We start from the raw sequence: 25,074 nt of genomic DNA on the forward strand, positions 1-25,074 counted from the left end.
TTCATTACTACTGGAAGGAAGTTGGCTCTATGGACAGTACGGTTTTATTCGCCCTTGGCTTGACGCTTTTTGCAGGGCTTGCAACCGGGATCGGCAGTTTGATCGCATTCTTCGCTTCGCGCACCAATACGAAGTTCCTGTCCGTATCACTCGGATTTTCGGCGGGGGTCATGATTTATGTCTCCATGATCGAAATTTTCTTTAAAGCGAAAGACGCGTTGACAGCAGCGCAAGGAGAGACGACTGGCTATTGGCTGACGCTCGCGGGCTTTTTTGGCGGGATGGTTTTCATGGCAGTTCTTGACCGCATCCTGCCGCAAATGGGTAATCCCCATGAAGTACGGACGGTGGAAGACATGGATGAAGGGCCGACGAATGACGAATATGCCCGGCTCCGCAAGATGGGAATTTTCACGGCGCTCGCCATTGCGATCCACAATTTTCCGGAAGGCATCGCGACATTCATGTCAGCGATTCAGGATCCTGCGCTCGGCATCGCCATCGCGATCGCAGTGGCAATCCACAATATTCCGGAAGGCATCGCAGTGTCGGTACCCATCTACTATGCGACTGGCAGCCGCAAGAAAGCATTCCAATACAGCTTTCTCTCAGGGGTCTCCGAACCAGTCGGCGCGATTGCCGCATGGCTGTTTTTGATGCCGTTTTTGAGCGATACTTTGTTCGGCATTATTTTCGCGGGCGTTGCGGGGATCATGGTATTCATCTCGCTGGATGAGTTGTTGCCAGCTGCGAAGCGCTACGACGAAGCCCATCTATCGATTTACGGATTGGTTGCCGGAATGGCAGTTATGGCTCTTAGCCTTGTTCTTCTCGTATAACTTGAAACCTGACGCTTCTTTGGCCGTATAACGGGTCAAGGAGGCGTTTTTCGATGGAAGTCAAAAAAATCGAGGAAACTTACGAGCGGATTTCAAAAGCGCTAGGCTGGACGACTGATAAGCAGGTATCGCTTGCAGTTGCGATGATTTATTTGAGCCGCGGCCGTGAATTTGATGAGGACGCTCATCATCAGGTTTCTCAGCTTATCAAAAATCAAGAAGGATTCTTGTCGCCGCTGCGTGCGCACCTTCACCATATCGTCACGGCTTACCTGACGCTTGGAGAAAAGCCTGCACAAGAAGCGTTGGAATTGCTAAATGCTAACCAACGAGCTTTGAACGAGCACAAGTTCTGGAAGAGTTCCTATACTTATCTCGGCGGTTTGATGATGACAAAGCCAGAAGAAGCGGGGCGTGCGAGGGAATTGTATAAGGCCATGCAAACCCACCATCCTTTCCTTACGTCAAGTGAAGATATCCCATACGTTGCCTTGTTGTCGAATCAAGAAGGTGATGTGCGGGAGCGTGCGGAAACCATGAACCGTTATTATAAGGAGTTGCGCCCTCAAGGGTTTTCAGCCGGCAACCAGCTGCAATGGCTAAGTCAGGTCCTGACATTCGATTCGCCCGTATTTCAGCCGGAAGTGGCAGGTCGAGTCGTGGCAATTCGTGATTTTCTGAAAGCGGAAAAGATAAAAGTGCGTGTGGAACATTATCCCGTGCTGGGCTTTTTGGCTGTCGCAAAAGCGGATGGAGAAGCTTTGCGTAAGGTTGTGGATATGGCCCGTGAGCTAGAAGCGTCGAAATTATTCCGTTGGTACGGTCAGTGGGTTCTCCCATCAGCAATCCAATTGACCTTGGCAGAATCAGTGCAGCTTCATGAAAAAGGCGTGGCGGTATTCGCGGCTTCGATCGAAATGCTTTTGCAGGCCCAGCAAGCAGCGATGATGCTCGGCATGAGTGCAATCATCGCTTCTTCTAATAATTCCGGGAGCTGATTACGAAGCTCTCAGACATCCCTTGTCACTTTATGCCTGTAGCGGTATAGTTAGGGTGTAAAAAATAACAGACAAGTGTCAAGACAAGGGGAAAGAATATGACAACTACGACAGAAAAAAATACAAAACCTATTTCACAACGAAAATTATTGGGCGTCGCGGGACTTGGTTGGCTGTTTGATGCCATGGACGTCGGAATTTTGGCGTTTGTTATTGCGGCGCTTCACGAAGATTGGGGACTGACTTCCCAGCAGATGGGCTGGATCGGCAGCGTCAACTCGATTGGGATGGCTGTGGGCGCATTCGTCTTCGGCATTTATGCCGACCGTGTCGGGCGCAAGAAAATTTTCATCATCACCTTATTATTGTTCTCGCTGGCGAGCGGCATCTCGGCGTTTACTACGACGCTTGCCGCTTTCCTAATCTTGCGTTTCTTTGTCGGCATGGGACTTGGCGGAGAATTGCCGGTCGCTTCGACTTTGGTGTCAGAAAGTGTCCCGGCAAAGGATCGCGGTCGGGTGGTTGTATTGCTTGAAAGTTTTTGGGCTGCCGGCTGGCTGGTTGCTGCGATTATTTCGTACTTCATCATCCCTGAATACGGCTGGCGGATCGCGCTATTGCTGACGGCCTTGCCTGCTTTTTATGCATTGTATTTGCGCATCAATTTGCCGGATTCGCCGCAGTTCACAGCGAAAAAAGACGTGCTGCGCTCGGTTTCGACGAATATCCGTGATGTCTGGTCGAAAACTTACCGGCGTCCGACAATCATGCTGTGGATTGTTTGGTTTACTGTGGTGTTCTCTTATTATGGAATGTTCCTGTGGCTTCCGAGTGTTATGGTCATGAAAGGCTTTCCCCTCATTCAAAGTTTCCAATATGTGCTGATCATGACGCTTGCGCAATTGCCAGGATATTTCTCAGCAGCTTGGCTGATTGAGCGCGCTGGCCGGAAATTCGTGTTGGTGACGTATTTGATCGGAACAGCCGCTTCCGCACTAGCTTTCGGCAACGCCGATACGGTTACTGCGCTGGTAGTGTCTGGAGCGTTCTTGTCATTTTTCAACCTAGGGGCATGGGGAGCGCTTTACGCTTACTCGCCTGAACAGTATCCAACCGTTATTCGCGCCACAGGCACAGGAATGGCCGCGTCGTTTGGGCGCATCGGAGGCATTCTCGGGCCGCTTCTTGTTGGTTCCATGCTGACGGCAGGATTTGGGCTCAATGTGATTTTTGCGATTTTCTGCGTCTCGATATTGATCGGCGCAATGGCGGTCGCTTTCCTTGGGACTGAAACGAAACAGATGGAATTGGAATGAAGAAACGTGGGCCTGGGAGGGTCCGCGTTTTTATTTTCACTAAATCGTAAAGGGGAATGAGGGGGAAATGGCCAATAAGTTAAGAAACAACTGAATTTAATGGAAATGGGTGTGGGAACATGGAGTGGAAATGGTACCGAGAAATTGATTTGTATATGGAAAAAGTACGTCCGTTGTTGGAGCAAAGGGAAGATCTATATAGTTTATTTCTCGGCGTGCTCGGCCAGATCGAACAAGGGCGCTACAATAGCTTCTTTTTAGGGCTTGCAGAAGATGCGGAAGGAATGGCTGCACTGGCCTTGATAACACCGCCACATCCTTTGCAATTGATCGTTTTACGTGAGGAAGAAGTTGTGACAGCATTGGCGGCTGCAGAATTCCGCCGTGCCGAGATCGCTGTTTCCGGGGTCATCGGGGACAAGGCGACAGCTAGTAAATTTGCTGCGGCTTGGGGAGGAACTGCAGACATTGCGATGGACCAAGGCTTGTACCGAATCGACGCAGTGCAGAGAAAACTAGAAAAAAGCCCCGGCAGCTGGCGAGTGGCGAATCGTCTAGATGCGCCTTTGTTAGTGGAATGGTATCAATTGTTTAGTGAAGAAACCGATATTGGAAATCCCTCATTAGAAGAGTCCGAAGAAAAAATCGGCGACTTCATCTTGCGCAAGGAAGTATTTCTCTGGGAAGACGAAGGGCACGTTGTGTCTTGCATGAAAAAAGCGCGTCCATCCAAGCATGGCATTACCGTTTCGTTTGTTTTTACGCCCAAAGAATGGCGAAAAAAAGGCTATGCCCGGACACTTGTTGCCGAAGTTACAGAAGAGCTGCTGAATGAGTATGATTTTGCTATGCTTTATACAGACCTGTCAAACGGCACTTCCAATAAAATTTACAAGGAAATCGGCTATGAACAGATCGCCAATCCGGTCCACTTGAAACTTGAAGAGCCGGCGGGGGAGTAAAGCCCTGTGTATAAGGGTATAGAAAAACGACCAATTGAAAGGGGGCGAAGCGAATGATCCGCTTTGACAAGGTCACAAAACGCTTTCCAGATGGGACGGAAGCGTTGAAAGACATTACGCTCGATCTGCCCGCGCGCCAGCTAACGGCCATTATTGGCCCAAGTGGTTGCGGCAAAACGACCTTAATGAAAATGGTGAACAAGCTGGAAAATCCGACAGCAGGCGCCATATACATAGACGATGAGCCGATCACCGGCATGGACGAGGTGAAGTTAAGGCGGTCGATTGGTTATGTCATCCAACGCATCGGCCTGTTTCCGCATATGACCATTGCTGATAATGTCTCGCTGGTGCCGAAGCTATTGAATTGGCCTGCAGATAAAACCAACGAACGTTCAAGAGAACTGCTGCAACTTGTCGGATTGGATCCGGACGTCTTTATGGACAGGTATCCGTTGGAATTGAGCGGAGGCCAGCAGCAACGAGTCGGCGTCGTCCGTGCGCTCGCGGGAGACCCGAACATCGTCTTGATGGATGAACCGTTTTCGGCTCTCGACCCAATCAGCCGGGAACAATTGCAGGACGAGCTGCGCCATTTGCAGCAAGAAATCCATAAAACGATTATTTTTGTCACCCACGATATGGACGAGGCCTTGAAAATTGCCGATACCATCGTCGTGATGAAAGATGGCCAAGTCGAGCAAATTGGAACGCCGCAACAATTGATCGATGAACCCGCAAACGAATTTGTGCGGAATTTCATCGGTACCGAACGCATTAACCAGAAACGTTCATTTGGAGAGCGGCGTTTGAAGGAGTTTGTGTCTCTTTTTGAGACAGATTGGGCTGGAGAGGCCGAGCCGGCAGAGGCAGGAATGTCAGTCGGCGATGCCCATCAGCTATTGGAGCAAAGCGGCAAGCCGCGCCTCGCTGTAGTCGATAAAGGTGAAGTGGTCGGATTCGCCGGAGAACGTGAACTCTTGAGAGCTGCTCTTCAGGCAGGGAAGGGGGCAACGGCATGAATGCATTTTTCGATACACTTATTAGCAGGCAAGATATGATACAAGATGCCTTTATTGAACACATCTATTTATCATTTGTAGCAGTGGCGATTGGTATTGCTATCGCTTTGCCGACGGGCGTCATTATCGCTCGCTACCGGCGCTTTGCTGAACCGGTTATCGGTGTGACGGCGATATTTCAAACGATACCAAGTTTAGCGTTGTTCGGGTTTTTAGTGCCCATTCTTGGCATCGGCTCGCCGACAGCTTTAATTGCATTGATCATCTATGCGCTATTGCCAATCTTACGGAATACATATGCCGGCATTGTCGGAGTTGATGGATCGACGATTGAGGCAGGGCGCGGTATGGGCATGACGAGAACGCAGATTTTACGTCAAATCGAACTGCCGCTTGCGCTGCCGTTTATCATGGCAGGCGTCCGTACTGCAACGGTTTTGACGGTCGGCATCGCGACGCTCGCCACTTTTGTTGGTGCGGGCGGGCTTGGCGACATTATTTACCGCGGTCTGCAATCGTATAATAACTCTTTGGTGCTTGCGGGCGCCTTGCCGGTTGCTTTATTGGCGATCGGGTTCGACTTGATCTTGAAATGGATCGAAAAACGGGCCACGCCAAAAGGCTTGAAAATCTAAAGCAGGCAGTGATGCCGTGAGCGGAAATGGTATGATAAATAAGGAAAGTAGGCTCGAAACGGGCCGTAAAGGGGGAGCATCAATGAAAAAAACAGCATTTGGCATCTTGCTTGGAACGTCCGCAGTCTTAGCGGCATGCAGCGGCGGGGGAGCGGATTCGGAACCGATCATTATCGGAGGCAAGCCTTGGACAGAACAATACATTCTGCCACATATTGTCGGACAGTATATCGAGGCGAATTCCGATTATAGCGTGGAATACGAAGAAGGGCTCGGGGAAGTATCGATTTTGACGCCAGCACTTGAGCAAGGCGATATCGACATGTACGTCGAATACACCGGAACCGGCTTGAAAGACGTCTTGAAGCGGGAGTCGACGCCAGGACAGTCTTCTGAAGAAGTATTAGAAGAAGTGCGGGCGGGTTATGAAGAAGAATTGGGTGCTACATGGCTCGAACCACTCGGATTTGAAAACGGTTATACGTTGGCATACGCCAAAGACTACGACGCGGACACTTATTCGGATCTTGCGGAAATCTCGAAATCTGAAGACATGACTTTCGGGGCACCGCATCCATTTTATGAACGCCAAGGAGACGGCTATGATGACATGGTTGCCACATACCCATTCGAGTTTTCAGCGACTGAAAGCTTCGATCCGGCGATTATGTATGAAGCGGTCCAAAATGGAGACGTCGATGTGATCCCGGCCTTCACAACCGACAGCCGCATCGACTTGTTCGACTTAAAAACGACAGAAGACGACCAGTCGTTTTTCCCGAAATACGATGCAGTACCGGTCGTCCGGATGGAAACGCTCGAAGAATATCCTGAACTTGAGGAGTTGCTGAACGAACTTGCCGGACAGATCACAGAAGAAGAAATGCTTGCGATGAACTCGCGGGTTGATGCAGACCAAGAAATCCCGAACGAAGTAGCGCGTGAATTCCTGATTGAAAAAGGTTTAATCGAAGAATGATCACAAACTCTGCGGCATGTTGCTGCAGGGTTTTTTTATGTGCAAGAATGGTTGGTAGTTTTCCGTGTAGTAATCCGTGGAAGAGTCTTGTACAATAAATGAAGGTGAGTGAATAGTCATTCAATTCAGTTTAATATAATGAAAGCGATTTCATATTAGGAGTGATAGTAGATGAGAGAGGTAGTCATCGTTGAAGGGGTTCGGTCGCCAGTCGGCAGGCGCAAAGGCAAATTAAATGAAATGCGCCCGGATGAACTGGCAGCTGTCGTGCTAGAGGGATTGATGAAACGGGCGGGCGTCGACAAAGGCTTGGTAGAAGACGTCATTCTCGGTTGTGTTTCTCAATCGGGAGAACAAGGCGGCAATATCGCAAGAACCGCGGCATTGATCGCCGGCTTCCCGGATTCTGTGCCTGGGGTAACCATCGACCGCCAATGCGGATCGAGCCAGCAAGCTGTTCACTTTGGTGCGCAGGCGATTCTTGCGGGTGATATGGATATTGTTATTGCAGGCGGCGTGGAAAGCATGACGCGTGTCCCGATGTTCTCTAATATGCAAGGGGCGCAGCCGAGTGGAAAATTGACCGATCAATACGAAATCATCAATCAAGGTTTATCAGCAGAACGCATTGCGGCACAATGGGGATTCAGCCGGCAGCAATTAGATGCGTATGCAGTTAAGAGCCATGAACGCGCGCAAAATGCTATTGAAAGCGGACACTATGACAAGGAAATTGTCTCGATTGAAGTGCCGGAAGAACAAAGCGGTTTCCAGAAAGTCGCGACAGACGAAGGGCCAAGAGCTGGGACGACCGAAGAGGTGCTCGCTGGGTTGAAACCTGCTTTTGATGAACAAGGCGTTATTACGGCAGGCAACGCCAGCCAAATGAGTGACGGGGCATCCGCTGTCTTATTGATGTCGAACGAAAAAGCGCAGGAGCTTGGATTGAAACCGAAAGCGCGTATTCTTGCCCGCACAGTAGTCGGATCCGATCCAACGTTGATGTTGACGGGGCCGATAGCGGCGACGAAAAAAGTGCTGGCGAAAGCCGGACTGTCAATTGAAGATATGGACCGCTATGAAGTGAATGAAGCCTTTGCGCCTGTTCCGCTCGCATGGCTTTCAGATATCGGGGGAGATCCGGATAAGCTTAACGTCAACGGTGGCGCGATTGCATTGGGGCATCCTTTAGGTGCGACCGGAACGAAATTATTGGTATCGCTCGTTCACGAACTTGAGCGCTCGGATAGCCGTTACGGCTTGCTGGCTATTTGTGAAGGCATGGGAATGGCCAATGCGACGATCATTGAACGGCTTTCTTAATTTGATCAAGACATAATTAAAGGGGAGAGAGAAATGGATTTTTCTAAAGTGAAAGCAATCGTCACTGGAGGAGCTTCTGGATTAGGGGAAGCAACAGTGCGCCACATTGCAGAAAGCGGAGGTCGTGCAGTCATTTTCGATCTTAACGAAGAGCGTGCGCAGGCAGTCATGGCTGATTTCGACGAGGGGCAAGTCGGTTATATCGAAACGGATGTGACGAATGCGCTTCAAGTGGAAGAAAGTGTGGGAATAGCAGTCGATCAACTAGGCCATATCAATCTGCTGGTTAATTGCGCAGGCATCGCCACGCCAGGAAAAGTCGTGTCAAAAGGACAGCCGCTAGCATTTGAACGTTTTGAAAAAGTTATCCAAGTCAATTTAGTCGGCAGTTTCAATGTCTTGCGTGTGGTAGCGGCCGCAATGCAAGGCAACGAATCGAATGAAGAAGGAGAGCGCGGCGTCATTATTTCGACCGCCTCTGTCGCAGCCTTTGAAGGGCAAATCGGCCAAGCAGCTTATAGCGCATCAAAAGGTGGGATCGTCTCAATGACTTTGCCGATTGCCCGTGAACTCGCACGTGATGGCATTCGCGTCTTAGCGATTGCGCCAGGACTTATGCAAACGCCAATGTTCGAAGGCTTGCCAGAATCCACCATCGCTTCGCTGTCTGCGACGGTGCCGTTTCCCGCACGCCTAGGCCGTCCTGTTGAATACGCCAAATTGGTCAAAAGCATTGTCGACAATCCGTTATTGAATGGCGAAGTGATTCGTTTGGACGGCGCGATTCGCATGCAACCGAAATAAGGGAAGTAAAGGGAGTGGGAATGATGGCGAGATATCGTTTTGAAGAAGAAGAACATACAATGTTCCGTAAATCCTTGCGTAAATTTTTAGAGAAAGAAGCGGTGCCCTATTACGAACAATGGGAAAAAGACCGCCTCATCCCAAAATCATTCTGGAGAAAACTTGGGGATATGGGCTTTTTATGCCCTCAAGTAGAAGAGCAGTATGGTGGGCTTGGCCTTGATTTTCGCTACGGCGTCATTATCGGCGAAGAGATGGAACGCGTCGGGGCGAGTTTGACGGGTGTCGGACTTCACAATGACATTACCGTTCCTTATATTGAAGCATATGGAACAGATCAACAGAAACAAGATTGGCTTCCAGGGTGTATTAGCGGTGAATACATTACAGCCATCGCGATGACGGAACCGGGGGCTGGGTCGGATCTCGCCAGTATTTCCGCAACAGCTGTAAAAGACGGTGACCATTATATTGTTAACGGCCAGAAGACCTTTATCACCAACGGCATCAATTGTACGCATGTATTGGTAGTCGTCAAAACCGATTCGAAAGCGGAGCCGAAGCATAAAGGCATCTCGTTGTTGATGGTCGAAGAAGGGACACCTGGGTTCACGAAAGGACGCAAGCTCGATAAAGTCGGACTTCACGCACAAGACACCTCAGAGTTGTATTTCGAAGATTGCCGGGTGCCTACCGGAAATCTCGTGGGAGAAGAGAACCGAGGCTTTACATACTTAATGGAAAAATTGCAGCAGGAGCGGCTCGTCGTGGCGCTTGCCGCACAAATCGCATCGGAAGACATGCTCGAGATGACGATCGATTATGTGAAATCCCGCAAAGCATTCGGCAAGCCCATCAGCGCATTTCAGAACACTCAGTTCAAGCTAGTGGAGATGGCAACGGAGATTGAACTGGGCAAAGCGTTTTTAGAGTCGTTGATCGAAGACCATATGGCAGGAAAAGACGTCGTCTCGAAAGTGTCGATGGCGAAATATTGGCTGACAGAGACGGCGAAGAAAATTTCGAGCGACTGCATGCAATTACACGGTGGCTATGGGTATATGGAAGAATATAAAATCGCCCGTCGCTACCGGGACATTCCGGTGGCTGCGATTTATGCCGGATCGAATGAAATTATGAAAACCATCATCGCTAAACGGATGGGGCTGTGAAGAAGACGGTTCCAAGTCGCGGGCTTCTAGAAAGCTTGATTGGCTTGCAGGAGTTACCACTTGACAGAATATACAAAACCTTTTAGTATGAAGGACAACTTGTTGGTAGCGGCAAGTCTATTCGAGAGAAGAGTTAGCAAAGATGAGAACAGAACAGTAGAAATCTAAGAGTGAGACGAGTAGGCAGTGGTGTTCATGTAGAGAGTCAGCGGGTGGTGAAAGCTGATTGGATGCGCTGTGCGAATGGACTTATGAGAGCCAGCCGGAAAGCGGAAGCGAGTATGGCGGACGTATCCCTGCGTTAAAGGGAAAGGCTGAAGAAGCCTGATTAAGTGAGTGCAAAATGCATTAATGCGTGGTGGTACCGCGGTTAAAACCGTCCCCGCAACCGGAGTAAGTCCCGGTTGCGGGGATTTTTGCATTTAAAAACGAGACGAGGAGAGATTGAGATGAGCAGAGCAGAGAATATGAATGAACAAACAATGAAGCAACAAGCGATAGAATTATTAGAAGGACGCATGAGTCACCAGCAGATGACAGACTTGTTGAGTGGATTGCACGAAAAAGGTGAGACGGCCGATGAGTTGGTCGGTATGGTCCGCGCAATGCGCGAAAAAGCGGTGAAGCTCCCAGAAATGACGGGCGAACTGGTCGATGTTTGCGGGACGGGCGGCGACAAATCCTTTAGTTTTAATATCAGTACGTTGACAGCGTTTGTCTTGGCAGGATGCGGCATGAGAGTGGCAAAGCACGGCAATCGCAGCGTATCCAGCAAGACCGGCAGTTCGGACTTATTGGAAGAGATCGGGATTTCCACTCAATTGCCCTTAACTGAAATTCCGTCACTGGTTGAACAGACGGGTATCGCGTTTTTGTTCGCGCCAGCGGTTCATCCGGCGCTCGGGGGCTTGCGTGAAGTGCGCAAGGAAATCGGGACGCCAACCATTTTCAATTTGGTTGGCCCTCTCGCGAATCCTCTGCCTATAACCGTCCAAATGAGCGGGGTGTACCGTTCGGACATGATGGAACCGATGGCGGATGCATTGATGCGACTTGGCAGAAAACGTGGAGCCATCGTCCACGGAGCAGGCGGGCTGGATGAATTGTCGCTTTCTGGAACCAACCAATTGATTGTTTTTGACGAAAATGGCAAGCGTAGCATGACGGTTCACCCTCATGAAGTAGGACTTGAGACAGCACCGATCGAAGCGATTCGCGGTGGCGATTCAAAACGCAATGCCGAAATTTTCCAAGAAGTCATCAGCGGGACGCCGAGTGCTTATTTGGATACGGTGGCGCTCAATGCAGGAACGGTCCTTTACGTAAGCGGTCGCGCCGCAAGCATTTCTGAAGGCGTACATCAAGCAAGAAAATCCATCATTTCAGGAGAAACGGCGCGTGTTTACGAACTGCACCGCCTAACATCGGGGGTACTTATATGACCATATTGGATAAAATCATGGAGACAAAGCGGCAGGAAATCACCGCTTATGAAGAAAGCTATCCGGCCACTGAGCAATTTCCGGATAAACCGAAACTCATTGACACCTTGCGAAATGGCCGTGGAGTCATTTCAGAAATTAAGCGCGCATCGCCGTCTAAAGGTGCCATTCGCATGGAAGTGGATGTCGTAGAGCAGGGCTTGAAATACGAAGGAGCCGGTGCAGCAGCCATTTCCGTGTTAACAGATGAACAATATTTTAAAGGCTCTATCGAAGATTTGAAAAAAGTGGCGCGGACTGTTTCAGTACCAGTACTTTGCAAAGACTTCATGGTCAGTGAAATTCAAATCGAGCGCGCGAAAGCGGCCGGAGCGACGATCATCTTATTGATCGTCGCAGCGCTCACGGATGAAGAGCTAGAGCGCCTCTTCCGCTATGCAGAATCGCTTGGTTTGGAAATTTTAGTGGAAGTGCACGATACGGAAGAATTGCAAAAAGCCGTCGCACTCGGGGCGCAGTTGATTGGCGTCAACAACCGCAACTTAAAAACGTTTGAAGTTTCACTCGAACGGACGGCGGAACTAGCTGGTCAATTTCCATTCGGCAGCGGTTCGGTTCTGATCAGCGAAAGCGGCATGAATGACACAGCGGATGCGCACCGGGCTTATGAACTCGGAGCACAAGGTGTGCTGGTCGGAGAAGCGTTGATGCGTTCGGAAGACCCGGCAAGCTGGATCCTCCGGGCGACAGGACAGGAGGGTGCGTAATGACACGTGTTAAAATTTGTGGATTAATGGAAGAGCAGCACGTTAAAGCCGCATCACAAGCGGATGCCATCGGATTTGTCTTTGCCCCGAGCAGGCGGCGTGTATCGATCGAGCGAGCGCAGGAATTGTCGCGTCTTGCGACGAACGAAATGCAGCGGATCGGCGTATTCGTCAACGCTTCGTATGAAGAAATCGACAAAGCTGTCAAAACCGTCCCGCTGACGATGGTGCAATTGCACGGCGATGAACCGGACGAATTGATTCGGCGCATCGAAGTGCCAGTCATCCAAGCATTTTCGATACGCACACCAGACGATGTAGAAAAGCTGAACAACTCGATTGCAGATTATGTATTGGTCGATGCACCAGGCACCGATTACCGCGGAGGAAGCGGGCATGTGTTTGACTGGAGCCTTTTGGAAAACGTGAAATTAGATCATAGCCGCCTGATTTTAGCGGGCGGGTTAAATCAAGACAATGTGAAAGCGGCCATTAGCCAAACCAATCCATTCATGGTCGATGTGTCGAGCGGCGTGGAAACGGACGGCCGAAAAGACGAAGTGAAGATCCAGCAATTCATACTACAGGCAAAGGGTGATTCGATGGAGAGAACGCAGGAGAAAACAATAGATCCAGTAGGGTTTTTCGGGCGCTACGGCGGCCAGTTCGTGCCGGAAACTTTGATGAAGGCGGTCAAAGAACTTGAAGCGGCTTACGAAGATGCGAAAAATGATGCGGAGTTCCAAAAAGAATACCATCATTACTTGAAAGAGTACGTCGGTCGTGAACAACCACTGACGTTTGCGGCGCGCATGACAGAAGCGTGGGGCGGTCCGAAAATTTATTTGAAACGCGAGGATTTAAACCACACCGGCGCACATAAAGTAAACAATGCGATTGGCCAAGCCTTGCTCGCGCAGCGTATGGGCAAGCGCAAAATCGTGGCGGAAACCGGAGCTGGCCAGCATGGCGTGGCGACGGCTACCATTTGTGCGTTGTTCGATTTGGACTGTGTCGTCTTCATGGGTGAAGAAGATATCAAACGCCAGCAACTGAATGTATTCCGCATGAAATTATTGGGCGCGCGCGTAGAAAGTGTTACAAAAGGCAGCGGCACGCTGAAAGATGCGGTAAACGAAGCGCTGCGCTACTGGGTCACCAATGTCGAAGATACGCATTACTTGATTGGCTCAGCTCTTGGGCCGCATCCATTCCCGACGATGGTGCGCGATTTCCAAAGCGTCATCGGCAAAGAAACAAAACGGCAGATCCTAGAAAAAGAAGGGCGTCTGCCAGATGCGATTGTCGCATGTGTCGGGGGTGGTTCCAATGCGATCGGCATGTTCCACCCGTTTATCGAAGATGCATCGGTCCACTTGATCGGCGCAGAAGCGGCTGGAGCAGGCGTGGATACGGATCGCCATGCAGCTACTTTAACTAAAGGATCGGAAGGTGTGCTGCACGGGGCTATGATGAAGATCTTGCAAGACGATGCCGGGCAAGTGCAAGAAGCGCATTCGATTTCTGCCGGGCTCGATTACCCGGGCATCGGCCCGGAACACGCTCACCTTGCGGACAACGGGCGCGTGACCTATGAAGCGATTACAGATGATGAGGCGCTTGCCTCGGTCATTGAGATGTCGCGCCTTGAAGGCATCATTCCGGCTTTGGAATCTGCCCATGCGATTGCAGAGGCGAAAAAACAAGCCCAGTCGATGACAACGGATGAAATACTCGTCATTTGCGTATCCGGCAGAGGCGATAAAGATATGGCGACATACGCCGAGAAATTGGAGGGGCTGTCATGAAACGATTAGCAGAATTAAAGCAAGCAGGACATAAAGCCTTTGTCGCCTATATCATGGCAGGAGACGGTGGAATTGAAAAATTGGGTGAGCAGATCCAGCATTTGCAAGAGCGCGGCGTGACGGCGATTGAAGTCGGCATTCCGTTCTCGGACCCAGTCGCTGATGGCCCGACGATCGAAGCTGCAGGCAACCGGGCGCTTGCTGAAGGAATTACCTTAGAAAAAGTATTGGAAGAGATGCAGCGCTTTGACTTTGAAGTGAAAGTGCCGCTCGTCATCATGACTTATTTGAATCCGGTCATTCGCTTTGGCGCGGAGCGTTTTACACAAGAAGCGAAAAAAGCAGGGGCATCCGGCATCATCATTCCGGATTTGCCGTTTGAGCATCGTCAATTGATCGAGCCATTCGCCAAACAACAGGAGCTTGTGCTGATTCAACTCGTCACGTTGACAACGATCGACAGCCGCCTGGAAGAGATTTTGAAGCAGGCAGAAGGTTTTGTTTATGCAGTGACGGTCACTGGCATTACCGGGAGCCGCGATGAGCTGGCAGAAGAAGTCGGCGCATTTACACGCAAGGTAAGGGATTTAAGCCCTGTACCGGTCTATGCTGGATTTGGCATTTCTAAAGAAAGCCACGTCGATATGCTGCGGGATGATGTCGACGGGTTTATCGTCGGCAGCGCAATCGTCCAAGCTTTCCACGAAGGGCGCATTGAAGACGTGGAACCGTTGATTGATGCAGTAACGGCTCCTCATTCGGTATAATGCCCTCAGGAGGGATTCGTTATGTTCGAACCGTTGAATGCGAAATATTTCGAGGCGCCGACACTAGAGTTGTCGCGCGACTTGTTAGGGAAAATTCTGGTCCACGAAGGGCCTGAGGGAATTGTTGCCGGCCGGATCGTTGAGACCGAAGCCTATATGGGGGCGGAAGACCGGGCTGCGCACAGTTTTGGTAACCGCCGTACGAAGCGGACAGAAGTGATGTTTGGCAGATCGGGCCTTGTATATACGTATCAAATGCATACCCATACGTTAGTGAATGTCGTCAGCGGGCCGGAAGATGAGCCGCGTGCCATCCTGATTCGTGCGGTCGAACCGATTGAAGGCACCGAATTCATGGCAGAGCGCAGAGGCCACCACATGCCGATGAAGCAGTGGACGAATGGGCCGGGTAAATTGACAAAAGCGCTGGGCATCACGATGGACTATAACGGTCATCATTTTACCGAGCGCCCGCTGTACATTGCTGAGGGGGGTGCTGTTCATGCTGTATCGACAGGGCCTCGCGTCGGCATCGGAAATTCGCAGGAAGCGGTCCATTATCCGTACCGCTTCTGGGAGTCGGAAAATCCGTTTGTCTCAAAATTCCGTCCGTAATCCAGATGTTTAAGCTTTCCAATTCGTGGAATACTGAGAGGGAGCACATAAACAGAAGGAGTGAAGGAAAGTGGCAAAAATTGCAACGTTGATTACAGATATGTTCGAAGATGTGGAATATACAGAGCCGGCAAAAGCGTTTAACGAAGCAGGCCATGAACTGATCAATATCGAAAAGGAAGCGGGCAAGAAAGTGACCGGCAAGCAAGGTGAAGCCGTCGTCACGATCGATAAAGGCATCGATGATGTGAACCCGGATGAATTTGATGCGCTGTTGTTACCAGGCGGTTTCTCGCCAGACCAATTGCGCGGTGACGATCGTTTCGTGACGTTCACGAAAGCGTTCATGGATGCGGAGAAACCAGTCTTTGCGATCTGCCACGGGCCACAGCTATTGATCACGGCGAAAGCTTTGGAAGGGCGTAAAGCAACAGGCTTCAAGTCGATCCAAGTCGATATGGAGTATGCCGGTGCAACCGTCGTGGATGAAGAAGTCGTGGTCTGCCAGAATCAATTGGTGACAAGCCGCCAGCCGGACGATATCCCGGCATTCAACCGCGAGTCATTGAAATTGCTCGAAAACAAATAAGGAACCATCCAACCGCTCCCGTAATGGGGGCGGTTTTTTTGTATGAACACTTCTAGAAAATGGAGATGGCCTCTTGTATATATAAGCGATCGCTTATATAATGAAGGCTGTTGCTAAAAGGGGTGGATGAAATGGACTATCAACAAATGGAACAAAGCTTGAAAGCGGTCGGCGATGAAAATCGCATGTTGATATTAAAATACTTGTCGAAAGAGGCCTTGTGTATCTGCGAATTCACGGAGCTGCTGGATATGTCGCAGCCGGCCATCAGCCAGCATATGCGCAAGTTGAAGCAGGCGCAATTGATCTGCGAAGAAAAGCGGGGGCGTTGGACGATCTGGTCGCTTAATGAAGGGCATGAGCTTTTCGAGGTGCTGATCACACTTCTAGCGATGTTGCCAGAGCCCGAAAGAACAGTAGAATCATTGATCGCTGAAGGCAAGAAAGTGAATTGTACTTAAGGAGTTGTAGATGAAATGGATGTTTGGTTAGCAATTATTATTTTCCTTGTGACCTTGCTTTTTGTGATTTGGCAGCCACGCGGATTGTCGATCGGCTGGTCGGCGATTGCTGGGGCTGTGGTCGCGCTGATATTTGGCGTCGTGGACTTTGGCGATGTGTGGGACGTGACGGGGATTGTGTGGAATGCGACATTGACTTTTGTCGCTTTGATTATCATTTCCTTGATTTTGGATGAAATCGGCTTTTTCGAATGGGCAGCTTTACATATGGCGCGTTTTGCCAAAGGCAGCGGCTTGCGCATGTTCTTGCTGGTCACCTTGCTCGGTGCAGTAGTCGCTGCCTTATTCGCCAATGACGGCGCGGCGTTGATCTTGACGCCGATTGTTCTCGCAATGGTCAGGGCGCTTAAATTCCGCGATACGATGATTTTGCCGTTTATCATGGCATCCGGCTTTATCGCCGATACAGCGTCTTTGCCGTTCGTTATCAGCAACTTGGTCAATATCGTCTCGGCTGATTTCTTCGGTATCGGCTTTACGGAATACGCTTTGCATATGGTGGTTCCAAACTTATTCAGTATCCTGGCGAGCATGCTTGTGCTGTATTTATTCTTTAGAAAAGACATCCCGGGCCGTTTTGATCCGAGCGTGTTGAAAAAACCGGATACGGCGATTAAAGATATCCGCATCTTCCGCTTGTCTTGGGTCGTGCTGGCGATTTTACTGGTCGGTTACTTCATGAGTGAATCGCTGGAGATTCCAGTTTCCTTGATCGCTGGTTCCATCGCGATCATCTTCCTGGCGATTGCACGCAACAGCAAGCACGTCGAAACGATGACCGTGCTAAAAGGCGCACCGTGGGCGATCGTCTTCTTCTCGATTGGCATGTACGTCGTCGTCTACGGCTTGCGCAACGTGGGGCTTACGTCGGTGCTCGCACAGGCAATCGAATGGACCGCAGGACATGGATTGTACGCAGCGACGATCGGCATGGGCTTTATCGCGGCGATCTTGTCGTCGGGCATGAACAATATGCCGACCGTCATGATCAATGCATTGGCCATTGCGGAGACAAGTACGAATGGCGTCATGCGTGATGCTTTAGTTTATGCCAATGTCATCGGCTCTGACCTCGGGCCGAAAATCACGCCGATTGGTTCACTTGCGACACTTTTATGGTTGCATGTCTTGAAAACGAAAGGCGTCGAAATTAGCTGGGGCTATTATTTCAAGGTCGGCATCATCCTCACTGTCCCGACCTTGTTCATCACCTTGACCGGGCTGTATCTATGGTTAACAGTACTCAATTAATCGATGCAATAAAAAGCGCCCTCCATTCGACTGTGAATGGACGGGCGTTTTTTGAATTTCTTGGCTCAATCTAAAAACTTAGCCAGGTAGATTTCGTCGTGTTCTTTGCCATCGATGATCAATGAGCGCTGGCGTGTACCTTCTGCTTGGAAGCCTGCTTTTTCATACAGCTTACGGGCGCGGTCGTTAGCTTCGACGACTGTCAGTTCAAGACGCGAGATGTTTTTTTGTTTAGCCCAGTCTTCCGCTTTTTCAAGAAGTGACTTGGCGATGCCTTTTCCTTGCGCCTCCTTGAGCAGGCCGAGAACTAGTCCTGCCCGGTGCTCTGCCCGTTTTGCTTCGTTGCCGATGACCATCAGATAGCCAACGTGCTGGCCGTTCAAGATGGCGATAATAATGGCGGAGTGGCCGCTTTGTTTCCATTCGATGATTTGTTTACGGACGCGCTGGGTAGAGAGGGAACGTTCATCTTTGCCATAAAGCATGAAATCGGATTCAGCCTCTACAGCTTTTTGAAGCAAGGCTAGCGACCGGGCGTCCCCATGTTCTGCTGTGCGGATCAACAAAATGTCTTTATCCTCAGCCTCTGCGTTAGAGGCTGTGTTTTTAGCATCCGCTTTTTCGAACACCACATAACGATCAGGTTCAATATCTGTCACGCGGTAGCCAGCGTCCATCCAGGCATGGAAATGCTTCGCTGGAGGCTTGGATTTTTTCCACCAACTTTTGTTCAAATAGGCAGCGTTGGGCAAGGTCTGGCCCATAATCTGCTCAATTTCCGAGAAGGTCAAACGGATGCTTGAATTGGTGGCTGCTTCAAAGTAATGGGATAGTGGAATGTATTTCTTTTCCAATAATATAGTCACTGGCACCTCTTCCTTCCAAAATTATAGGATTAGTTAGTCATATAATACCATTCAAACGGGCTAAAGTACACATTAATTTTTAAAAATACTGATAATTCTAAAAATTATTGCTTATTTAGTTACAGAAAGCTTTGCTACAATAGGTTTTCTGTCGCAGATTTTTTCTGAAGAGCTAATTTGTGATAGAATAATCTCAGAAACTACACAAGCCAGGAGGCCATCATTCATGTCAAATGTTTTTGTATTAGGTCATAAAAATCCGGACACTGATTCGATTTGTTCGGCAATTGCTTATGCCCACTTGAAAAAAGAACTCGGAATGGACGCTGAAGCCATTCGCCTCGGTGAACCGAACAATGAGACTGTTTTTGCGCTCGAACAGTTCAACGCCCAAACCCCAAGATTCGTGAAACGCGCATCAGACGAAGTGAAGCAAGTCATCCTTGTCGACCATAATGAGCGCCAGCAAAGCATCGATGATATCGATGAAGTGCAAGTGATTGAAGTGATCGATCATCACCGGATCGCCAATTTCGAAACAACGGATCCGCTTTATTTCCGTGCAGAGCCTGTCGGATGTACAGCGACTATTCTTTTGAAACTCTATAAAGAACATGCGGTCGAAGTGCCAACTGATATCGCTGGACTCATGCTATCTGCCATCATTTCGGATTCTTTACTGTTCAAATCCCCGACTTGTACAGAGCAAGACATTCAAGCGGCGAAAGAACTGGCAGAGATCGCTGGTGTCGATGCCGAAGAATATGGCCTTGCAATGTTAAAAGCAGGAGCGGACTTGAGCAATAAAACGCTGGAAGATTTGATTTCACTTGATTCCAAAGAATTCGAAGCCGGCGAACATCGTTTTGAAGTGGCGCAAGTCAATGCGATCGATGTATCTGAAGTGCTGGATCGCCAAGCGGAGTTGGAAGTGCTGATCAACAACACGGTTGTGGCTAAAGACTTGGACCTTTTCGCCTTCGTTGTCACCGACATCCTGAACAATAATTCGGAAGCGATCGTCCTTGGACGCCGTTCAGATATCATCGAATCGGCTTTCCAATCGACTGTCGAGAACAACCGGGTAATCCTGCCGGGCGTCGTCTCGAGAAAAAAACAAATCGTTCCAGTCATTACTGAAGCCTTAAGCTGATTCCCTCATAGGGAGTCAGTTTTTTTGTGCTGGAAATTTTCTTCAAGCAAAAAAATTGTGGCGTATCTATGTCATTGCTATAGTAAGTGGCGAGGTGAATAGATATGGAAATCGAAGTTTGGTCAGATTACGTTTGCCCATTCTGTTATATAGGAAAGCGCACATTAGAACAAGCACTCAAACGTTCAGGCTACGAAAGCCAAGCGGAGATCAGCTTTAAAGCTTATGAATTGGACCCGCATGCGCCAGTGGATTCCAATAGGCTAGCCTACGAACATTTGGCGGAAAAAATGGGTCAAAGCATCGAACAGGCAAAACAAATGAGCACTGGCGTTGCAGAACAGGCGAAAGCATTCAATCTGCAATACGATGTGGAAAACATGCCGCACGCTAATACATTTTCGGCCCATAGGCTTGTGAAATGGGCGGCAACGCAAGGCAGCGAGCATCAGTTGACCGAGCTATTGATGCACCATTATTTCGAACAAGCACAAAATATCAGCAATGCGGATACTTTGTTATTGATTGTTGAAAAAGCGGGGCTAGACCGTGAACAGGCGGCGTCTGTACTCGATTCAGATCAATTTACAAGCGAGGTCGAACGGGACATCCAAGAGGCCGGTCAGATCGGCGTGCAAGGCGTGCCATTCTTTGTCGTCAACCGTAAATACGCCATTTCCGGCGCCCAGCCGCTCGAAGCCTTTATCGAAGCGCTAGAGCAAATCGGCGAAGAAGAAGGCTTGCGTCCAGCGTTGAAGCCAATGGGAAAAGCGAAAACGAGCTTTTGTACAGGGGACGCTTGCGACGGCGAATAGCTTGAGCAAGCGCGTTGACTTTATGTCTCGAATTACTTATAATTAAAAAGTCTCGAATTAAAGAATAATATTAATAGGATAAAGGGGTTTTTTAATTGAAAAATATTCTGGTCGTAAAAGCCAATAACCGCCCAGCTTCTGAGGGCGTTTCTAGTAAAATGCACGAAGTCTTCATGGATAACTTGAAGACGGATGCAGAGGTCAACACGTTTGATGTATTTGCAGAAGACATGCCGTATTTCGGGCAAGACTTCTTCGATGCCATGCAGAAATCCGCACAGGCTGAAGAATTAACGGAATTGGAACAGCGTATTTTGACGGCTGCTAACAAAGCAATGGACGCATTCATGGATGCTGACGTTGTCGTCTTTGCATTCCCATTGTGGAACTTGACGATTCCTGCCGCGTTGCAGACGTTCATCGATTATATCTACCGTGCGGGCATGACGTTCAAATTTACGGAAGAAGGCCCAGTTGGCTTGGTACCGGAGAAGAAAGTCATTATCTTGAACGCACGCGGCGGCGTCTATTCAACACCGGAAATGGCGCCTAGCGAAATGAGCGTCAACTATATCCGTGGCATCATGAATTTCTTTGGCATCATGGATATCGAAGAAGTCATCATCGAAGGCCACAATATGTACCCAGACCGTGCTGAGCAGATCATTGCAGAAGGCATGGAGCGTGTGAAAGAATCAGCAGGAACGCTTTCTAACGTAAATGCATAATGAATAACAAGACGGCAACGCTTCGGCGTTGCCGTCTTTTTTTGTGTAGATTTGCCAGTGTCCGAGCGGCAGCACTACTATCGCTAGTTGGCGCAGTTATTAGATCATTATCAACTTTGCTCGACTTTCGCTTTGCTCGACTTTCGCTTTGCTCAAGCCACGCAAGTGAATGTCTGAGGCAAGCCTCGTTCGCTTGCTCCCACATCTGCGGTGCAGATGCGTCGCAAATAAATAGACTCAGCTGTATTAGCTATTTATTTGCTCGACTTTCACTGCGTTCAAGCCTCGCAAACGAATGTCCGAGGCAAGCCTCGTGCATTCGTTGATTAGTAATTTCCACATGGGGGTAGACAGTCAATAAGCAAAACATTCAATAAAGGAGGGGCAGCATGTCTCAAAATGAACAGCATTACCGAATTCCCGAATCGAACGAATCTTTTTGGAGAGCTCATAAGGAACTGCCGGATTACTCGGAATTTTCCGGCAATAAATCTACGGAAGTCGCGGTAGTGGGAGCGGGCATCGCCGGCGTTATTACAGCCTATTTACTGGCGAAAGAAGGCAAGAAAGTGACGCTTCTTGATGCCGGGAAATTGATCGATGGCGTTACGGGCTATACGACTGCAAAAATTTCGGCACAGCATGGGCTTTATTATGCTTCGTTGATCAAGCTGGCGGGAGAGAAACAAGCGAAGCTTTATTATGAAGCTAATATGGCCGGGTTGAAGTTCATCGAAGAGACAGCCCGGGAATTGAACATCGATTGTGATTTCTCGCATAGAGATGCATTCATTTATTCAACCAAAGATGCCACGGTCAAGCTGTTGGAACAAGAGGCGGAAGCCTATGAAACACTCGGCATTGCCGGCGGTCTTGCGCGCGAGGAGTCCGAGCTGCCGTTTCCTGTGACCGAAGCGCTCGTCATGCGCAATCAGGCGCAGTTCCACCCTGTGAAATTTTTAGCAGGACTGGTCAAAGAAATGGAGAAAATGGGCGTGGACATTCATGAACAAAGCCGCGCCATGAAAATTCTCAGTAAAAAGGACCCGGTCCTCCAGATGGAAAATCTGTCTCATTTGTCTTGCGATCGAGTAGTGGTCGCTACGCATTATCCATTCAATGATTTCGACGGCATGTATTTCTCTAGGCTTTCCGTCAACCGATCTTATGCCATTGCGGTCCGAACCGAAGGCAAGATTCCCGAAGGCATGTACATCAGCGCTGATGGTCCGTCCCGGTCGATCCGGTTTACGCCAGGAGAAGGCGGAGAAAACCTCCTGTTGCTCGGCGGGGATGGTCATGCAACAGGCCAAAGTTCCGTCGAAACGATAGAACATTACCAGAACCTGGCGAAGTTCGGCGAAGATTATTTCGCTGCAAAAGACATTCCCTATCGCTGGTCGTCACAGGATATGACGACGTTGGATAAAATCCCATATGTGGGGACCATCACCGCGGGTTATGAAAATATTCTCGTCGCGACGGGATTCCATAAATGGGGGATGGCGAACGGTGCCATTGCCGGACGGATCTTGACAGACCAAATCGTTGGCCGCGACAACCCCTATGCCGAACTTTTCGACCCGACACGGCCGAAAGTGAAAGCGGCTGATGCAGCAAGCTTCTTGAAAGACAATGCATCGGTGGCGAAAGAACTGGTGAGCGGCAAATTGAAAAAAGCGTCCAAGACCATTGACGACCTGCAAAAAGGGCAGGGCGGTTTAGTCAAAGTGGACGGCAAAAAAGTGGGCGGTTACCGCGATGAATACAACCAAGTGCATCTAGTCAAACCGACTTGTACGCATATGGGCTGTGACGTGGCGTGGAATGACGCGGAAACTTCGTGGGATTGCCCTTGCCACGGCTCGCGCTTCTCGCATACCGGAGAAGTATTGGAAGGGCCTGCAGTCAAACCTCTGAAGAAACTAGAAGGCGGCATATAAAAAAAAGGAAGCAGCGCTGACTGCTTCCTTTTTCTTATGCTGGATTTCCTTGGATTTCCAAGTTCAATTTAATGTCTTCGCCGACGAGTACGCCGCCTGTTTCAAGTGCCTGGTTCCAAGTTAATCCGAAATCTTTGCGGTTGATTTTGCCGTTGACGTGATAGGCCACGACTTCAACGCCCCAAGGATTGGTGGCTTTGCCGCCGTATTCTGCTTCGAATGTTACAGGACGCGTAACGTCTTTGATCGTCAACTCGCCTCGAAGTTCGTATTCGTCATCATCTTTTTTCTGGATATCGCTCGCGTGGAATGTGATGTGCGGATACTGTTCAGCGTCAAAAAAGTCTGCAGAGCGCAAGTGGTTATCACGGTCTTCATTGTTGGTATCAATGCTAGTGACATCGATTTTAAAATCAATCAAGGCATTTTCCAGGTTGTTTTCGTCTGCTTCCACTTGTGCTTCGTAAGAACCGAAAGAGCCTTTTACTTTTGAGATCATCATGTGTTTTACGGAAAACCCAATTTCTGAATGCGCTTGGTCTACTGTCCATTTTTTCATAAGTTATTCCTCCAGTTTCGTATGTGTTAGCTTTACTATAGCTAGTTAATATCTCGAAGTCAATAGGTTTTAATTAATTTATTTTTAATTCAAGATAAAAATAGAATGACTTTAGTCCTTAACAAGGCAATATCACTTGTCAAAACTTGATGAAAAATGGATACTATTAAGAGCGAAAAGTTTAGAAGGGATTTGCTTGGAATGATGAAAGAAACTTGGTTGACGGATCTGCGCCGTTTTGTGGCGGAAGATCACGTTAAAATGGACGAGCCTTTGCATTTGCATACATTGACGAAAATGGGCGGGCCGGCCGATATATTTGTAGCACCGACAACTGAAGATGAAGTAGCTTATACTGTGAAATATGCATATGACAATGATATTCCCTTGTTGATGCTCGGAAATGGCTCTAATATGGTCGTCCGTGATGGCGGCGTCCGTGGAATCGTTCTGACCTTCAAAAAGCTGGATGGCATCATGATTAATGGAACAACGGTCATCGCACAAGGCGGGGCCGACATTAAAGTTGTATCTCGCGCAGCCGCGGACCGCCAACTGACAGGTTTGGAATTTGCCTGCGGCATCCCAGGTTCGATCGGCGGTGCAATGGCGATGAATGCCGGCGCATACGGCGGTGAGATTCAAGATGTGATCGTTCAGGCAACCGTCTTGACGAAAGAGGGAGAAAAGCTGGTCTTGTCTAAAGATGAACTTGACCTCGGCTACCGGAAAAGCATCATCACGAAAAAAGGCTTTTATGTTTTATCTGCTGAGTTTGGGCTCGAAGTTGGCGAACAGCGGGTCATTGATGCGAAAATGACTGATTTGACGTTCCAACGGGAAAGCAAGCAACCGCTTGAATTCCCTTCAGCAGGAAGTGTTTTCAAGCGGCCGCCGGGCAATTTTGCCGGTAAGCTGATTCAGGAAAGCGGATTGCAGGGCAGAGGATTTGGTGGGGCGGAAGTTTCGACAAAACACGCCGGATTTATCGTCAATAAAAACAACGCCACGGCCAATGATTATATTCAAACGATCGAAATGGTGAAAACAGCAGTGTTCGAAAACTTCGGCATCGATTTGGAGCTAGAAGTGAAAATTGTTGGCGAAGACATGGCATGATTTCAGTAAGCGGCACTCCGTATATGGAGTGCCGCTTTTTTAAGAAGGGCCATTATTATGATATAATGAATTCAAAGTAAT

At 49.2% G+C, this 25,074-nt stretch carries 25 protein-coding genes and 1 other annotated feature; of the genes, 23 read left to right on the top strand and 2 right to left on the bottom strand.

Annotated elements, in window-relative coordinates:
* The first annotated feature begins 29 nt into the window (after window positions 1–29).
* The 18 genes from zupT to BBI11_RS02475 all read left to right on the top strand — a co-directional run bounded on the left by zupT (window position 30) and on the right by BBI11_RS02475 (window position 17,810).
* Window positions 30–839 carry a zinc transporter ZupT gene (zupT, locus tag BBI11_RS02390; protein ID WP_068460283.1) on the top strand — a complete coding sequence of 270 codons (810 nt, stop codon included), beginning with the start codon at window positions 30–32 and terminating at the stop codon, window positions 837–839.
* A 53-nt stretch (window positions 840–892) separates the two neighbouring features.
* Window positions 893–1,837 carry a DUF4003 family protein gene (locus tag BBI11_RS02395; protein WP_068460285.1) on the top strand — a complete coding sequence of 315 codons (945 nt, stop codon included), beginning with the start codon at window positions 893–895 and terminating at the stop codon, window positions 1,835–1,837.
* A 98-nt stretch (window positions 1,838–1,935) separates the two neighbouring features.
* Entirely contained in the window at window positions 1,936–3,153 is a 1,218-nt protein-coding gene (locus tag BBI11_RS02400) for an MFS transporter (protein WP_068460287.1), read from the top strand.
* 119 nt (window positions 3,154–3,272) lie between these two features.
* On the top strand, window positions 3,273–4,115 hold the full coding sequence (locus BBI11_RS02405; protein ID WP_068460289.1) for a GNAT family N-acetyltransferase: 843 nt from the start codon (window positions 3,273–3,275) through the stop codon (window positions 4,113–4,115).
* A gap of 53 nt (window positions 4,116–4,168) precedes the next feature.
* Window positions 4,169–5,137 carry an ABC transporter ATP-binding protein gene (locus BBI11_RS02410; RefSeq protein ID WP_068460291.1) on the top strand — a complete coding sequence of 323 codons (969 nt, stop codon included), beginning with the start codon at window positions 4,169–4,171 and terminating at the stop codon, window positions 5,135–5,137.
* A complete protein-coding gene (locus BBI11_RS02415) occupies window positions 5,134–5,772 on the top strand; it encodes an ABC transporter permease (protein ID WP_068460293.1) in 639 nt (212 codons plus the stop codon). Before BBI11_RS02410 ends, BBI11_RS02415 begins: the two co-directional genes overlap by 4 nt.
* 82 nt (window positions 5,773–5,854) lie before the next feature.
* Window positions 5,855–6,751 carry a glycine betaine ABC transporter substrate-binding protein gene (locus BBI11_RS02420; RefSeq protein WP_068460295.1) on the top strand — a complete coding sequence of 299 codons (897 nt, stop codon included), beginning with the start codon at window positions 5,855–5,857 and terminating at the stop codon, window positions 6,749–6,751.
* A gap of 171 nt (window positions 6,752–6,922) precedes the next feature.
* Complete coding sequence (locus tag BBI11_RS02425) at window positions 6,923–8,074, top strand: thiolase family protein (RefSeq protein ID WP_068460297.1); 1,152 nt, start codon at window positions 6,923–6,925, stop codon at window positions 8,072–8,074.
* A gap of 33 nt (window positions 8,075–8,107) precedes the next feature.
* A complete protein-coding gene (locus tag BBI11_RS02430; protein ID WP_068460299.1) occupies window positions 8,108–8,878 on the top strand; it encodes an SDR family NAD(P)-dependent oxidoreductase in 771 nt (256 codons plus the stop codon).
* 23 nt (window positions 8,879–8,901) lie between these two features.
* Window positions 8,902–10,050 carry an acyl-CoA dehydrogenase family protein gene (locus tag BBI11_RS02435; RefSeq protein WP_068460301.1) on the top strand — a complete coding sequence of 383 codons (1,149 nt, stop codon included), beginning with the start codon at window positions 8,902–8,904 and terminating at the stop codon, window positions 10,048–10,050.
* A 157-nt stretch (window positions 10,051–10,207) separates the two neighbouring features.
* Window positions 10,208–10,437, top strand: a binding site (T-box leader).
* Between the two features lie 62 nt (window positions 10,438–10,499).
* Complete coding sequence (gene trpD / locus BBI11_RS02440; RefSeq protein ID WP_068460303.1) at window positions 10,500–11,492, top strand: anthranilate phosphoribosyltransferase; 993 nt, start codon at window positions 10,500–10,502, stop codon at window positions 11,490–11,492.
* Window positions 11,489–12,259, top strand: coding sequence for an indole-3-glycerol phosphate synthase TrpC (gene trpC / locus BBI11_RS02445; protein WP_068460305.1), 771 nt, complete (start codon window positions 11,489–11,491; stop codon window positions 12,257–12,259). The genes trpD and trpC overlap by 4 nt, the downstream gene beginning before the upstream one ends.
* Window positions 12,259–14,067 carry a tryptophan synthase subunit beta gene (gene trpB / locus BBI11_RS02450; protein WP_083388980.1) on the top strand — a complete coding sequence of 603 codons (1,809 nt, stop codon included), beginning with the start codon at window positions 12,259–12,261 and terminating at the stop codon, window positions 14,065–14,067. The genes trpC and trpB overlap by 1 nt, the downstream gene beginning before the upstream one ends.
* Window positions 14,064–14,834, top strand: a complete 771-nt coding sequence (trpA, locus tag BBI11_RS02455) for a tryptophan synthase subunit alpha (protein WP_068460307.1) — start codon at window positions 14,064–14,066, stop codon at window positions 14,832–14,834. The genes trpB and trpA overlap by 4 nt, the downstream gene beginning before the upstream one ends.
* Before the next feature lie 21 nt (window positions 14,835–14,855).
* Window positions 14,856–15,449, top strand: a complete 594-nt coding sequence (locus BBI11_RS02460) for a DNA-3-methyladenine glycosylase (RefSeq protein WP_068460309.1) — start codon at window positions 14,856–14,858, stop codon at window positions 15,447–15,449.
* Window positions 15,450–15,519: 70 nt separating this feature from the next.
* The gene (locus tag BBI11_RS02465) at window positions 15,520–16,038 is read left to right on the top strand and encodes a type 1 glutamine amidotransferase domain-containing protein (RefSeq protein WP_068460311.1); all 519 of its coding nucleotides are present in this window, start codon (window positions 15,520–15,522) and stop codon (window positions 16,036–16,038) included.
* 131 nt (window positions 16,039–16,169) lie between these two features.
* Complete coding sequence (locus tag BBI11_RS02470; protein WP_068460313.1) at window positions 16,170–16,499, top strand: ArsR/SmtB family transcription factor; 330 nt, start codon at window positions 16,170–16,172, stop codon at window positions 16,497–16,499.
* 15 nt (window positions 16,500–16,514) lie between these two features.
* Window positions 16,515–17,810, top strand: a complete 1,296-nt coding sequence (locus tag BBI11_RS02475; protein ID WP_068460316.1) for an arsenic transporter — start codon at window positions 16,515–16,517, stop codon at window positions 17,808–17,810.
* Window positions 17,811–17,875: 65 nt separating this feature from the next.
* On the opposite strand, the gene BBI11_RS02480 is transcribed toward BBI11_RS02475, so the two are convergent.
* Window positions 17,876–18,676: a GNAT family N-acetyltransferase gene (locus BBI11_RS02480; RefSeq protein ID WP_068460318.1), complete on the bottom strand. Its 801-nt coding sequence runs from the start codon at window positions 18,674–18,676 to the stop codon at window positions 17,876–17,878.
* A 226-nt stretch (window positions 18,677–18,902) separates the two neighbouring features.
* Here BBI11_RS02480 and BBI11_RS02485 point away from each other — a divergent pair, with 226 nt between their 5' ends.
* The 4 genes from BBI11_RS02485 (at window position 18,903) to BBI11_RS02500 (ending at window position 23,315) form a co-directional block, all read left to right on the top strand.
* The gene (locus BBI11_RS02485; RefSeq protein WP_068460320.1) at window positions 18,903–19,829 is read left to right on the top strand and encodes a manganese-dependent inorganic pyrophosphatase; all 927 of its coding nucleotides are present in this window, start codon (window positions 18,903–18,905) and stop codon (window positions 19,827–19,829) included.
* 104 nt (window positions 19,830–19,933) lie between these two features.
* A complete protein-coding gene (locus BBI11_RS02490) occupies window positions 19,934–20,644 on the top strand; it encodes a DsbA family oxidoreductase (protein ID WP_068460322.1) in 711 nt (236 codons plus the stop codon).
* 95 nt (window positions 20,645–20,739) lie between these two features.
* The gene (locus BBI11_RS02495) at window positions 20,740–21,372 is read left to right on the top strand and encodes an FMN-dependent NADH-azoreductase (protein ID WP_068460324.1); all 633 of its coding nucleotides are present in this window, start codon (window positions 20,740–20,742) and stop codon (window positions 21,370–21,372) included.
* Between the two features lie 389 nt (window positions 21,373–21,761).
* Window positions 21,762–23,315, top strand: coding sequence for an FAD-dependent oxidoreductase (locus tag BBI11_RS02500; protein ID WP_068460326.1), 1,554 nt, complete (start codon window positions 21,762–21,764; stop codon window positions 23,313–23,315).
* Window positions 23,316–23,349: 34 nt separating this feature from the next.
* Here BBI11_RS02500 and BBI11_RS02505 read toward each other — a convergent pair whose 3' ends face one another.
* Window positions 23,350–23,874: a YceI family protein gene (locus tag BBI11_RS02505; protein ID WP_068460328.1), complete on the bottom strand. Its 525-nt coding sequence runs from the start codon at window positions 23,872–23,874 to the stop codon at window positions 23,350–23,352.
* 201 nt (window positions 23,875–24,075) lie between these two features.
* Between BBI11_RS02505 and murB the strand changes: the two genes are divergently transcribed.
* Window positions 24,076–24,993 (top strand): UDP-N-acetylmuramate dehydrogenase, encoded by a 918-nt coding sequence (murB, locus tag BBI11_RS02510; protein WP_068460330.1) that lies wholly within the window; start codon window positions 24,076–24,078, stop codon window positions 24,991–24,993.
* Window positions 24,994–25,074: the final 81 nt, after the last annotated feature.

The sequence above is a fragment of the Planococcus maritimus genome (genome assembly GCF_001687625.2).
Classification (GTDB): domain Bacteria; phylum Bacillota; class Bacilli; order Bacillales_A; family Planococcaceae; genus Planococcus; species Planococcus maritimus.

Bases quoted from the DNA above. Each gene is read 5' to 3' on its own strand.
- zupT (WP_068460283.1), top strand. From the start codon at position 30: ATGGACAGTACGGTTTTATTCGCCCTTGGCTTGACGCTTTTTGCAGGG.
- BBI11_RS02395 (WP_068460285.1), top strand. From the start codon at position 893: ATGGAAGTCAAAAAAATCGAGGAAACTTACGAGCGGATTTCAAAAGCG.
- BBI11_RS02400 (WP_068460287.1), top strand. From the start codon at position 1,936: ATGACAACTACGACAGAAAAAAATACAAAACCTATTTCACAACGAAAA.
- BBI11_RS02405 (WP_068460289.1), top strand. From the start codon at position 3,273: ATGGAGTGGAAATGGTACCGAGAAATTGATTTGTATATGGAAAAAGTA.
- BBI11_RS02410 (WP_068460291.1), top strand. From the start codon at position 4,169: ATGATCCGCTTTGACAAGGTCACAAAACGCTTTCCAGATGGGACGGAA.
- BBI11_RS02415 (WP_068460293.1), top strand. From the start codon at position 5,134: ATGAATGCATTTTTCGATACACTTATTAGCAGGCAAGATATGATACAA.
- BBI11_RS02420 (WP_068460295.1), top strand. From the start codon at position 5,855: ATGAAAAAAACAGCATTTGGCATCTTGCTTGGAACGTCCGCAGTCTTA.
- BBI11_RS02425 (WP_068460297.1), top strand. From the start codon at position 6,923: ATGAGAGAGGTAGTCATCGTTGAAGGGGTTCGGTCGCCAGTCGGCAGG.
- BBI11_RS02430 (WP_068460299.1), top strand. From the start codon at position 8,108: ATGGATTTTTCTAAAGTGAAAGCAATCGTCACTGGAGGAGCTTCTGGA.
- BBI11_RS02435 (WP_068460301.1), top strand. From the start codon at position 8,902: ATGGCGAGATATCGTTTTGAAGAAGAAGAACATACAATGTTCCGTAAA.
- trpD (WP_068460303.1), top strand. From the start codon at position 10,500: ATGAGCAGAGCAGAGAATATGAATGAACAAACAATGAAGCAACAAGCG.
- trpC (WP_068460305.1), top strand. From the start codon at position 11,489: ATGACCATATTGGATAAAATCATGGAGACAAAGCGGCAGGAAATCACC.
- trpB (WP_083388980.1), top strand. From the start codon at position 12,259: ATGACACGTGTTAAAATTTGTGGATTAATGGAAGAGCAGCACGTTAAA.
- trpA (WP_068460307.1), top strand. From the start codon at position 14,064: ATGAAACGATTAGCAGAATTAAAGCAAGCAGGACATAAAGCCTTTGTC.
- BBI11_RS02460 (WP_068460309.1), top strand. From the start codon at position 14,856: ATGTTCGAACCGTTGAATGCGAAATATTTCGAGGCGCCGACACTAGAG.
- BBI11_RS02470 (WP_068460313.1), top strand. From the start codon at position 16,170: ATGGACTATCAACAAATGGAACAAAGCTTGAAAGCGGTCGGCGATGAA.
- BBI11_RS02475 (WP_068460316.1), top strand. From the start codon at position 16,515: ATGGATGTTTGGTTAGCAATTATTATTTTCCTTGTGACCTTGCTTTTT.
- BBI11_RS02485 (WP_068460320.1), top strand. From the start codon at position 18,903: ATGTCAAATGTTTTTGTATTAGGTCATAAAAATCCGGACACTGATTCG.
- BBI11_RS02490 (WP_068460322.1), top strand. From the start codon at position 19,934: ATGGAAATCGAAGTTTGGTCAGATTACGTTTGCCCATTCTGTTATATA.
- BBI11_RS02500 (WP_068460326.1), top strand. From the start codon at position 21,762: ATGTCTCAAAATGAACAGCATTACCGAATTCCCGAATCGAACGAATCT.
- BBI11_RS02505 (WP_068460328.1), bottom strand. From the start codon at position 23,874: ATGAAAAAATGGACAGTAGACCAAGCGCATTCAGAAATTGGGTTTTCC.
- murB (WP_068460330.1), top strand. From the start codon at position 24,076: ATGATGAAAGAAACTTGGTTGACGGATCTGCGCCGTTTTGTGGCGGAA.